Source organism: Paraburkholderia sp. GAS199, from assembly GCF_050436585.1.
Classification (GTDB): Bacteria; Pseudomonadota; Gammaproteobacteria; order Burkholderiales; family Burkholderiaceae; genus Paraburkholderia.
The window spans coordinates 105,455-116,522 of sequence record NZ_JBNDMM010000014.1; the positions used below are offsets into that span (position 1 = coordinate 105,455).

The following is an 11,068-nucleotide window of genomic DNA, read 5'->3' on the forward strand; positions in this document are numbered from 1 at the left end:
GCAAACGCGGGGCATCGTCATTTGATACGATCGGTCTCGACCTGTCATCGGCGATCCTCCACTGTGCGCCTCACTCATCAGGCTTTTTTCTACTCCCTGTTTGTCGCGCGTCTCGCCGATCAGATTCTGCTGTTTCTCGTGCCGCTCGTCGTGTTTCAGACCACGCATCAGGTGTCGTGGTCCGGTCTCGCGTTTTTCGTCGAGACGCTGCCGCGCTATCTGGTGTTTCCGTTCTTCGGCGCGTTATGCGATCGCGTCTCGCCGCTGCGTCTGATGCGCGTGAGTCAGACCGTGCGCGCGCTGACCTGTTTCGGCGGCGTGCTCGCTTACGCATTGTTCGGCGGCATTGGCTGGCTGATCGCGCTGTCGGCGCTGTGCGGTGTGTTGACGAGCCAGGGGCTGGTGGCGCGTGAAGTGATGCTGCCGCAGATCTTCAGCACGCAGCAGTTTCAGCGCGTGCTGGCGTACTCGCAACTCGCCGACCAGTTGGGTTTCGTGCTCGGCCCAATGCTTGCCGCCGCGATGCTGGCCGTGTGGCGCTGGGAATGGGTGGTCGCCGGCACGGGTGGTCTCTTTCTGATCGCCGATGCCGCCCTGCTGCTGTGGCAACGCACGAGCCGCTTCGTGCCCATCGAACCGCCGGCCGTGGCGAAGGGCCGCTTCGTGCGGCCGATCTTCGATGCGCTGGTGGTCGCCTTGCGTCACGTGCTGGTTCTGCCGGGACTCAAACGCATCGTGCTGCTCGCCGCCGCCGAAAACCTGGTGATCGGCGTCACGCTGGCGACATCCGCCGCCATGGTGACCGGCATCCACGCGCAGTCGCCGCGTTACTACGCCGGATTGCAGACGGCGGGCGCGATCGCGACGGTGCTCGTTCTGCTGACCGTGGCACGTACCACCTTGCCCGCGCCGACGCTCGGCCGCTTCGGCTTTATGGCGATCTGCGCGGGCGGCGTGATCGCCGGGCTGAGTCCTGCGCCGTGGGGCTACGCGCTCGGCTTCCTGCTGATTGTCGGCTTCGACAAGATGTTCAGCGTCTACATACGCAGCGAACGGCAGAAAATCATCCCTGCGCAGGACTACGGCAAGACCACGGGCGTCATCATCCTGCTCAACAACATGACCCAGCCGCTCGCGGGTCTGCTGGTCGGCGTGTTTTCCGCGCGCACGCAAACAGGCTGGCTGATCGTGGCGCTCTCGGCGGCAATGGGCGGCATGGGCGCGGCGGTCGCGCTCGGCTCTGCACTGATGCGGCGCAAACGCGCGCTGGCGCTCGGCGAATACTTTCATTGCCTCGCGTTTCGTTGCCGCGCCGGAATTTGCAATCGCGAACCGACACGGCCTAACCTGCCGCAGCAGACCAAAGCGGAACACAGCGCGACGCGCTGACTCGCCTGCGCGGTTGATTTTCAATCAACACGGCTTTAATCGAATCATTCAGCATTAAATCACCCACCCGATTCGCATAAGCATTTCACGGTGAATTCGAAATTATTTACAAATTTCTCGTACGCACGATTAGAAAAAAATACCTCGATCAGGTATTTCCCTAATGCCAGAATCAGAAATAAATTCACAAACGCTTGCCTGACACGCACGCACGGCGCGGTTCTTCGCCGAATACACCACAATTTTTATTCAGCCAGATTTGTATGATGAAGAATCTGTGGTGTAGACTCATTTCAACAAATGCGACGGTGACCCGAATAATTTCATGGCACCGCTGGAATAGGGCCGCGAATAAATCCCGCTATCTGGCCGGTTTGATTCGCCATTCCATGCAAATGATAAAAATCCGTGTGTCGGACTGAGAGGTTTCATGATGAAACGAAAATTGCTGTCATCCAGCCTCGTCGTCGCCATGATGTTCGGCGTACCGCTGCAACTCGCTCGCGCAGCGGTCTACTCCAACGGCACGGCCACCGCCACCTTCACCGTCAGCCTCACGCTGACCGCCAATTGCTCGATCAGCGCCAATCCGCTGAACTTCGGCAGCAACGGCGTGCTGGCCACGGCGATCAACCAGCAGACCACGGTCGCCGTCACCTGCACCAACACGACGCCTTACAACGTCGGGCTCGACGCGGGAACGGTCACCGGCTCCTCCGTCACCAGCCGTCTGATGGCCGGCACCGCCACCGGCAACACCGCCACCACGGTCGGCTTCCAGCTGTATCAGGACGCCGGGCACACCACCTTGTGGGGCAACACGCAGGGCACGAATACGGTGAGCGGGACCGGCAGCGGGTCGGCGCAATCGATCGTCGTGTACGGCCAGGTGCCGTCGCAAACCACGCCTAAACCGGATACTTACCAGACCACGGTCACCGCCACGGTCTACTTTTGACCCGGCGGCGCACGAGCGCCATGCGCGCTGACCGCTTACTGCCGCTCGCGGCCGCATGCGTGGGATGGCTGGCAGTTGCCCCGGCGCTCGCGGCAACCTTGCAGATCTCGCCGGTCATGGTCGATATGCAGGCCGACGCGAACGCCACCGGCATCACGCTGAAAAACCCCGGCGAAAAGCCGCTGTTCGGTCAGGTGCGGGTATTCCGCTGGGACCAGGCGAGCGGCGAAGACACGCTGACGCCCACGCAGGACCTGGTGGCCAGCCCGCCGCTGATCCAGATTGCCGGACACGCCGACCAACTGGTGCGGCTGGTGCGCACGAACACCGCGTCTTCCGCCGTTGAACAGGGCTATCGCGTGCTGATCGACGAACTGCCCGAGCCGGATGCCGCGCCAACCAGCGGCGTGACCATCCGCCTGCGCTATTCGGTGCCGGTGTTCGTCGAGCCGGCCGCCGACATCGGCCAGCCGAAGCTGTCGTGGCATCTGTCGCACAACGCGCAAAGCTGGCTGCTGCGCGTCGACAACACCGGCAACAAGCGCGCGCAGATCGCCGCGGTGCAGTTGATCGACAAGGCCGGCAACACCTGGCAGATCAACAAGGGACTGCTCGGCTACGCGCTCGCCGGACGCGCGCGGCACTGGCCCGTCACGCTGCCGGACAACGCCGGCCAGAACGGTCCGCTGAAGGTACGCGCCGCCGTCAATTCGCTGCCGGCCGAAGCCGTGGTGAACCTCGACTAGCGCCGCGCCATGCACGCGGCCGAGCCGACCGCGCCGGCAAGCGGGTCAACGGGAACCGACACGATGCACCGCCACGCGAACAATGAGAATGACACGACGGCGAATACGTCATGGATGGACTTTGCATGCTATCGCGCTTGCAACGATGCTCGCCATGCTGAGCGCACCGAAGGCCCGCGCGCAGACGCCCGCAGCGACCGCGGCTTCCGCCGGCGGCACGCACACCGCCGCGCCCGCTGGCCCCGATGCGCCCGCGTCGTCCGGTTCGGCGGGCAGCGTCCCGGGCCGTGACCTGTATCTGGAAGTGATGCTCAACGGCCAGCGCACCTCCTTGATCGTGCGCTTTCACGAGGCCGGCGGACGGCTCAGCGCAAGCGGCGAAGATCTCGGCGAAATCGGCGTCGCGATCGACAAACTCGGGCTGACCAGCACCGCCTCCATCGAACTCGACCGCATTCCGGGCCTGCATTACCGCTACGACGCCGCGAGCCAGAGCATCGACCTGCAGGTGCCCGACGCGATTCGCAAGCCCTATACGTTCGACACGCGCGAGTTGTCGAAGACGCCGAACGCCAGCGCGTCGCGCGGCTTTCTGATCAACTACGACGCCTTCGCCCAGACGGACACCAACGCGCAACTCGCGCTCTGGAGCGAAGAGCGTTACTTCGATTCGAACGGCGTACTGAGCAACACCGGCATCGCCTACCTGTATCGCGACCTGCACCGCTACGTGCGATACGACACCTCGTGGAGCACGTCGAATCCCGCCACGCTGAGCACCACGCAGGTCGGCGACACCATCACGTCGTCGCTGGACTGGAGCCGCTCGATCCGCATCGGCGGTTTCCAGTGGCGCAGCAACTTCGCGCTGCGCCCCGATCTCGTGACCTTCCCGGTGCCGACCTTGTCGGGCACCGCCGTCGTGCCGTCGTCGGTGGACCTGTACGTCAACAACGTGCGGCAGTTCACCGGCAACGTGCCGAGCGGGCCGTTCATCGTCAACAACGTGCCGGGCATCACCGGCGCCGGCGAGGCGACCGTCATCACGCACGACGCGCTCGGCCGCACGATCTCGACTTCGTTGCCGCTTTACGTGGACACGCGCATGCTCGCGGCGGGTCTGTCGAGCTATTCGTTCGAAGCGGGCTTCCTGCGCCGCGCTTATGGCATCGATTCGTTTTCCTACGATCCGCGTCCGGCAGTGAGCGGCTCTGCGCGGCGCGGCGTGAGCGACACGCTGACTGTCGAAGGCCACGCGGAAGCCACGCCCGGACTCGCCAACGCGGGCGCCGGTGCGCTAGTGCGGCTGGGCATGGCCGGCGTGGTGAGCGGCTCGCTGTCGGCGAGCGTCGGCAAACTGAGCGGGACCCAGGCCGGCATCGGCTATCAGCTGATCGAACCGTATTTTTCGATCGACGCGCAAACGCTGCGCGCCTACGGCAATTACGGCGACCTCGCCGCCAGCGACGGTACGCCCGTGCCGACCGCCACCGACCGCGTGACGCTCGCGCTGCCCTTCTTCAGCCGTCAGACCGTCTCGCTCAGCTACATCGGCTATCGCTATCCCGGCGCGCCTGCGTCGCGCATCGGCTCGCTTTCCTACACGCTGAACCTCGGCAATCTCGCCTCGCTCACGCTGAGCACCTACAAGGATTTTCTGCAGCACGACGCGCAGGGCGTCTTTCTGAGCGCGAGCATCGGCCTCGGCAACAACACTTCGATCAACGCGAACATCGGCCGGCAGAATGGCCAGTCGACCTACAACGTGAACGCGCAACGCCCGCCCGATTACGCGGGCGGCTGGGGCTGGGGCGTGCAGGCAGGCGGCACGGGCGCGGTGCCGTACCGTCAGGCACAGGCGCAGTATCTCGGCAAATACGGCGAAGTGACGGCGGTCGCGCAGGACATCGACCGCCGCGCCAGTGCCTCGCTGGATGTGACCGGCGCCGTCGTGCTGATGGACAACAGCATCCAGCCGGCGCGGCGCATCGACGATGGTTTCGCGCTGGTGTCCACCGACGGCGTGGCCGGCGTGCCCGTGCTGCACGAAAACCGCGTGATCGGCACGACCGACCGTAACGGCCATCTGTTGATCCCCGACCTGAACGCCTACCAGCACAACCAGGTCGCGATCGACAGCATGAACCTGCCCGCCAACGCCCGCATCGACACCACCACGATGGACCTCGTGCCGAAGTCGCACGCGGGCGTGCTGGCGAGCTTCAGGGTGTCGCGCTACAGCGCCGCCTCGCTGATCCTCAAGGGCGCCGACGGCAAACTGCTGCCGCCGGGCACGCGAGTGCATCACGTCGAAAGCGGCAGCGACACGATCGTCGGCTACGACGGTCTGACCTTCATCGAACATCTGCAAGCCGATAACCATCTGGAGATCGAAACCGGCGCAACGCGCTGCAGCGTCGAGTTCCACTACGAGCGTCCCGCCGACAACAGCCTGCCCACGCTCGGCCCCCTCACCTGCGGCAGCGCCGCGACGAGTTCCGCGGCGGCGCGATGAAACGGCTGCTGCGTGTCATCGTCTTCGTGGTGGTGTGCGTGCTGCTCGGCGCGCTGCCGCAACGGGCGAGCGCGCAGACGTGCACCGCGAGCCCCACGGCGCTGAGCTTCGGCAACGTGAGCCCGATCGCCCTCGGCGCCGTGGCCGCAACCGGCACGGTCGGCATTTCCTGCACGTGGCCCGCCATCACACTGACGCCGAGTGTCCAGGTTTGCCTGAACATGGGCGGCACGACGCCGCGCGTTCTGTCGAGCGGCAGCAGCCAGCTTGCTTACGGCCTGTACCAGGATGCCGCGCATTCGGTGCCGTGGGGGTCGACCGCGCTCGGCACCACGCCGATCTCGCTGATCCTCGACAAACCGGCGACCGGCAACACCGCCACCGCGACCGTGACGTTCTACGGCCTCGTCGCCGCCAACCAGCCGACCGTGCCGACCACCGGCAACGCCAACACCGCCTACACGCAGCTGCTGAGCCAGACCTCGCTCAACTACGGCTTTTTCCTGCTACTGTCGCCGGGATGCGCGGCGCTGACGTCGAGCGGCGGGTCATTCGCCTTCACGGCGAGCGCGACCGTGGTGAACAACTGCCTCATCAGCGCCACCAATCTCAGCTTTGCGGCGACGGGCGTACTGAGTTCGACGCTCAGCGCGAGCGGCGCGATCACCGCGCGCTGCACCAATGGCGACGCCTACCGGATCGCGCTGAGCGCCGGTTCGAGCGGTAACGTGGCAGCGCGGCAAATGCAGCGCGTGGGTGGCGGCGGAAGCGTGAATTACCAGCTCTACACCGATTCGGCGTTCACGACCGCGTGGGGCGACGGCACCGCCGGCACGACCATGCCGACCGGCACGGGAAGCGGCAACGCCGTCTCGATCAACGTGTATGGACGCGTACCGGCACAAAGTACGCCGATGCCGGGCAACTACAGCGACACGATCACCGCGACCATCAGCTTCTGAGGCAAGGAATAGTCAGCCGTGCGGCTGTTTCAAGGCATGAAAAACCGTCAAAAATTGACGGTCCAGACCGTGGTTTGCCGGGTTTCCGGCAGAAAGCTTAGTTCGACCGGCGCGCCCGCGGACTTTTCGAGCGGCGCAATGGGCGCGACCGGATCGAAACCCGCCTGGGTAATCTGGAACGGCGCGCCGTGCAGACAGTCCACCGCCGGCTGATTGGCCACGGTAATGGCGGCTTCCGTGGACTGGATCACGCAGGTTTCCTGCACGACCAGACTGACCGCGATGGACGCCAGCTCGGTCGGCTTGGCCTGCAGAACCGAGGCCGGCGACGCGGCAAGCAGAATAGCCACAACCGTGGCGAAGGTAAGACGCATGGAACGTGATCCTGATGAATGGGGCGAAGCGTGCGGCGAACAGCGCGAGGTGACTCTTTTTTCGGCACTTCGCAGATGAAACTTTAGGCTTTTTTTGCCTCGCCGCCGCGGCTTTTGTGGCGCTTCATGGGGTGCGCTACACGTGCCGCCTTCATCGAAGAGCCTAAGCCCTCACACCGCCTCGCAGATCACGTTGAATTTCACCAGTTCCGTGGCACCGAACGCATTGCTTATCGCGACATCCGCCGCATCCCGGCCGCGCGCCATCAGTACGCGTCCGATGCGCGGCACGTTATTGCGCGGGTCGAAGGTTTGCCAGCAGCCGCCGACGTACGCCTCGAACCAGGCGGCGAAATCCATCGGCGCATAAGGCGGCGGCACGCCGACGTCGCTGATATAGCCGGTGCAGTAGCGCGCCGGAATGTTCATGGCGCGGCACAAGGTCACCGCCAGATGCGCGAAATCGCGGCACACGCCCTTGGCCTCCTGCCACGCCTGCCAGGCCGTTTTGGTCGGACGCGCGAAGTCGTAGCCGAAAACGATGTGGTTGTGCACGTAGTCGCAGATCGCCTCGACTCGCACGCGCCCCAGCGGCAACGTGCCGAACATCTGCCAGGCGAAGTCGGACAGCAGATCCGTTTCGCAGTAACGGCTGCCGAGCAGGAACATCAGGGTGTCGTCGGGCAGCGCTTCGACCGGATGCTGCTCGACGAACGGCGGCCGCTGCTCGGGTTCGGACGGCACTTCGAGCACCGCGATCGTCGACAGGGCCAGCCGACCCGGCGGTGCGACGATCCGGCTGCACAGATTGCCGTAGCCGTCGCGATACTGGCCGATCGGCACGGGCGGATCGACCGTCAGCAGATCCGGACTCAGCACTTCTTTGGCGTGCGAATAGTGTGTGTTCAACATCAGCATCATGGGCGTCGGTTGCACACACTCGTAGACCAGCTCGTAACCAACGCGCAATTTCATCGCAGCGCCCTCTTCAATTGAAACACTCGATCGACGCGTCCGGATGGCCGTCCTGATCCCACGCTGTCTGCCTGCCAGTCAGCACGAGCAAGCGGCGCTCCCGGCGCGTCACTTGCCTTCGGTCACACTCACATCGACCTGCAGACCGCGAAACGAATGCGGTGCGCCGTGCCATGTGCCCCACAGCGGCAACGCCTGGTAGTAGTTCCACGCCACCGCGACGCGAATCAGATGACGATTGCCGATGATGCTATTGGTCGGATCGAAATCGACCCAGCCCGCGCCCGGCAGATAGATTTGCAGCCACGCGTGAGTCGAGCCGCCGCCCTGGGTGGCATCGTGCTCCGGCACGAAAATGTAGCCGCTGACGAAACGCGCGGCGAGTCCGAGCGAGCGCACCGCGTCCATCATCAGCACCGCGAAATCGCGGCAACTGCCGCTGCGGCTGCGCAAGGTGTCGCCAGGACGGTTCACGCCTTTTTCCGTGCGACGCACGTAGAAAAACGTGTTCTTGATGTCGAGCGTCATGGCACGCAACAAACCCATCGTGCCGCCCGCGCCGTTTTTCGCGCTCGCGCCCGGACTGCCCGGCAACGGCACGAAGGTGCGGGCCCAGGCGTCGACGTCGCCATCGGGATACTGACGGCTGCGCGCGTTGACGAGGTCGGACGCCTCCTCGTTGGTGTAGGCGAACGACCAGTTCATCGCGTACGGTTCGAGCGCGTAGTCGGGCAAGGGCGTTTCGAAGTGCTCCAGCGTCGCTTCGCTGTCGAAACGCAATTCGCTCACCTCGCCGGTAAAACTCGCGACCGCCACCGAGTTGTCGAACACATCGTGCAGCCAGTGCAGACGCGACGGCGTGGGCGTGATCACGAGCCGATCGGTGACGAGCCGCAGGTCGTGACTTGCCCGTGGGCGGAACATCATGCGGTGCTCGCCGAAGCGCACGGGTTCCGAGTAGCGGTACACGCTGACGTGGCGCACCGTGAAGCGTTGCGGCTTGTTCATCGGATAGCCCGAAAAAGACGGCAGGAATCGACGCCATGCATGCCGCGGACGTGACGCGGATCGTGCGTGACTTGTCCCTGCATGGTCGTGCCCTGGTGGATCGGTCGATCCGCCTAAGTATGGACGGGCCCGTGGCGGGAAGGTAGCGGGTTGAGGATACACCCGCCAAATTCATTGGGCGGAAGATGGACGGTGGATGAAACGGTTGTGATGGGGATTGATTGGTGTGGCTGGGGAGGTGAGGTGCGACGTTGGGGCGTGAATTTTTCTGGGTTGTGCCATTCATTCGACGCGCGGCGCGATTCTTCGAACCGGCCGCGTCGCGCGTCGTCGTGCCATTGTTGTTATCGACGAGATTTAAAGCCGACCTCGGGGGGAGCAATGTCGGGATGGTCTTCGTAGAGTGGTTCGAGACCAATCACATACAAGCGATCAAGCAACTGCCCCATGGCGCGGCAAAATTCCTTGAACTCCTCGGCGGGACAATTTTCGCGCACGTAAAGAATTGTTTCGTTGATTGAACCGCTCAGGGCGTAGAGGCGGTGGGCGACTTCAGATGCAATCTGTTTGTCTTTGATCGTCATTCTTTGCATTCTTAACGTTTCGGGCGACATTGCTCCCGCCGAAGCCCCCAAAGTGGGTAGTAGAAAAAAGCCGAGTACCTTCCGACTTGAGTCATTGTTCGAGTGGCCTGCCGATCTGCATGTCATCTGCACATCTGCGCACTTCAAACCCGCATTCTTTCACTCTCGATGGTCGTGTTATCTTGTATTTGATATTCCGTGGTTCATCAGAACACGTGCGCATGATTCGCGCTATTGCTGTCGAGCGGCGCGAGCGAAAATTTCACTGTGCTTGGTCGTATCCTGATGTTGACGGCGCCCCGCCCCCGCCCATTTATCCACAGTAGAGACGAATGAAGTGAGATAAGTCGGAAGTTGATCGACACGTGAGCCGCATATCGTCCTCACGCATCAAGTCACAAACCAGGTCGAGCGTCCGGCAGGTTACTTTGCTGACGATTCCCTAATCAGAAGTTGCGTCAGACTAAGGTGCTTTTTGATTTCGGATTGTCCCAACACAATCACATTAAAGATTGCCACTCCTAGCTGCCAGGCAGTTTCGTCGTCAACAACAACGCTTCTCATCATCTGAAAAAATTGAATCTCCATGCTTCAGGATACGGGCGGAGACAGCGTGGCCTTCGGTACAGCCTGCACTACCAACTGCTGGCGATCGTCGGTGCACGTCACCACAACGGAATACGGCTGATGCTTGAGCATTAGTAACCTCTGAATCCTTGATATCTGTCAAAGGCATTTTTCTTTATAGAGCGCATAGGCTCGCGGCCCTTTCCACACACGTCTGGCTGACAACTGCGAACTATGCCCGCGCGTCATAGTCGTTGAAACTGCCAACGTTCAGTTAATTGAGGGTTTTTCCTCCGGTATAAATTCCGGATGTTGCTTGCAAATCGGCTGACCTGATTTTAATGTGGGCTTCGGCTGGCAAGTTCGGCTTGGGCCACCAGGGCGGTGGCATGGATTCTTCGATTTGACAGGCTACCCTGCAATGCTGCAACCAGAATTGTTTTGGTTGCAGCACTGGACACTCGGTCAGTTACTCCTCAGGTAGCTCATCAATCGGATGCTGCGTGACGTTTAAGCGCTTTTTGACCTCAGGGCGCCCCTCTGCGATCACATTGAGCATTGCAACGCCGAGTTGTCGCGCTGCTTCATCATCGAATTGGAACTCTTGATCGTCCACAAAAAAGGGGACCTCCATAGTTCCGGCCAAAAGCGGGGCCACCTTGACCGACTCGACCATTTGCATGATCAATTGTTGCGGATCTTCGACGTAGGTGATAACCATTGAATATGGTGGACGTTTGCGCATTAATACCCCCTACATTCTTGATATCTGTCAAAAGCGTTCGCCAAGCATATAGCCCAGTTTCGCTTCCCTCTTGTCCCGGCTAGTAGACGGCATGCATCACGATCATTTTCAAGTTGAGCGTAGCACTCGGCCTCGCGAGCCTCCCTCCCCCCACACTTAACCATCCCCCCATTACCATTTCCCGGTCCAAAAAGTGCGCTGTAAAGGGTAGATCTCTTCGCAGACCCGGTCAAATCCGGCACAAG

At 62.3% G+C, this 11,068-nt stretch carries 10 protein-coding genes; 5 read left to right on the forward strand and 5 right to left on the reverse strand.

The window, feature by feature from the left end:
• Window positions 1–63: 63 nt before the first annotated feature.
• The 5 genes from P3T18_RS35825 (at window position 64) to P3T18_RS35845 (ending at window position 6,570) form a co-directional block, all read left to right on the forward strand.
• A complete protein-coding gene (locus P3T18_RS35825; protein WP_429304681.1) occupies window positions 64–1,389 on the forward strand; it encodes an MFS transporter in 1,326 nt (441 codons plus the stop codon).
• Window positions 1,390–1,861: 472 nt separating this feature from the next.
• Window positions 1,862–2,347 carry a Csu type fimbrial protein gene (locus tag P3T18_RS35830; protein ID WP_429304694.1) on the forward strand — a complete coding sequence of 162 codons (486 nt, stop codon included), beginning with the start codon at window positions 1,862–1,864 and terminating at the stop codon, window positions 2,345–2,347.
• 20 nt (window positions 2,348–2,367) lie between these two features.
• Entirely contained in the window at window positions 2,368–3,093 is a 726-nt protein-coding gene (locus P3T18_RS35835) for a fimbrial biogenesis chaperone (protein WP_429304682.1), read from the forward strand.
• 154 nt (window positions 3,094–3,247) lie between these two features.
• A complete protein-coding gene (locus P3T18_RS35840; RefSeq protein ID WP_429304683.1) occupies window positions 3,248–5,608 on the forward strand; it encodes a fimbria/pilus outer membrane usher protein in 2,361 nt (786 codons plus the stop codon).
• Window positions 5,605–6,570, forward strand: coding sequence for a Csu type fimbrial protein (locus P3T18_RS35845; protein ID WP_429304684.1), 966 nt, complete (start codon window positions 5,605–5,607; stop codon window positions 6,568–6,570). The genes P3T18_RS35840 and P3T18_RS35845 overlap by 4 nt, the downstream gene beginning before the upstream one ends.
• Before the next feature lie 47 nt (window positions 6,571–6,617).
• On the opposite strand, the gene P3T18_RS35850 is transcribed toward P3T18_RS35845, so the two are convergent.
• From P3T18_RS35850 to P3T18_RS35870, 5 genes are all read right to left on the reverse strand, one after another.
• A complete protein-coding gene (locus P3T18_RS35850; RefSeq protein WP_429304685.1) occupies window positions 6,618–6,944 on the reverse strand; it encodes a hypothetical protein in 327 nt (108 codons plus the stop codon).
• A gap of 171 nt (window positions 6,945–7,115) precedes the next feature.
• On the reverse strand, window positions 7,116–7,919 hold the full coding sequence (locus P3T18_RS35855; RefSeq protein ID WP_429304686.1) for a transglutaminase-like domain-containing protein: 804 nt from the start codon (window positions 7,917–7,919) through the stop codon (window positions 7,116–7,118).
• A gap of 108 nt (window positions 7,920–8,027) precedes the next feature.
• Window positions 8,028–8,927 carry a transglutaminase family protein gene (locus tag P3T18_RS35860; RefSeq protein ID WP_429304687.1) on the reverse strand — a complete coding sequence of 300 codons (900 nt, stop codon included), beginning with the start codon at window positions 8,925–8,927 and terminating at the stop codon, window positions 8,028–8,030.
• Between the two features lie 344 nt (window positions 8,928–9,271).
• Window positions 9,272–9,511: a hypothetical protein gene (locus tag P3T18_RS35865; RefSeq protein WP_429304688.1), complete on the reverse strand. Its 240-nt coding sequence runs from the start codon at window positions 9,509–9,511 to the stop codon at window positions 9,272–9,274.
• Between the two features lie 1,036 nt (window positions 9,512–10,547).
• Complete coding sequence (locus P3T18_RS35870) at window positions 10,548–10,799, reverse strand: hypothetical protein (protein WP_429304689.1); 252 nt, start codon at window positions 10,797–10,799, stop codon at window positions 10,548–10,550.
• Between the last annotated feature and the right edge of the window lie 269 nt (window positions 10,800–11,068).

What these genes read in the sequence shown, in the direction of transcription:
- P3T18_RS35870 (WP_429304689.1), bottom strand. Translation starts at nt 10,799, where the DNA reads ATGGTTATCACCTACGTCGAAGATCCGCAACAATTGATCATGCAAATG.
- P3T18_RS35835 (WP_429304682.1), top strand. Translation starts at nt 2,368, where the DNA reads ATGCGCGCTGACCGCTTACTGCCGCTCGCGGCCGCATGCGTGGGATGG.
- P3T18_RS35845 (WP_429304684.1), top strand. Translation starts at nt 5,605, where the DNA reads ATGAAACGGCTGCTGCGTGTCATCGTCTTCGTGGTGGTGTGCGTGCTG.
- P3T18_RS35865 (WP_429304688.1), bottom strand. Translation starts at nt 9,511, where the DNA reads ATGACGATCAAAGACAAACAGATTGCATCTGAAGTCGCCCACCGCCTC.
- P3T18_RS35830 (WP_429304694.1), top strand. Translation starts at nt 1,862, where the DNA reads ATGATGTTCGGCGTACCGCTGCAACTCGCTCGCGCAGCGGTCTACTCC.
- P3T18_RS35840 (WP_429304683.1), top strand. Translation starts at nt 3,248, where the DNA reads ATGCTGAGCGCACCGAAGGCCCGCGCGCAGACGCCCGCAGCGACCGCG.
- P3T18_RS35860 (WP_429304687.1), bottom strand. Translation starts at nt 8,927, where the DNA reads ATGAACAAGCCGCAACGCTTCACGGTGCGCCACGTCAGCGTGTACCGC.
- P3T18_RS35850 (WP_429304685.1), bottom strand. Translation starts at nt 6,944, where the DNA reads ATGCGTCTTACCTTCGCCACGGTTGTGGCTATTCTGCTTGCCGCGTCG.
- P3T18_RS35855 (WP_429304686.1), bottom strand. Translation starts at nt 7,919, where the DNA reads ATGAAATTGCGCGTTGGTTACGAGCTGGTCTACGAGTGTGTGCAACCG.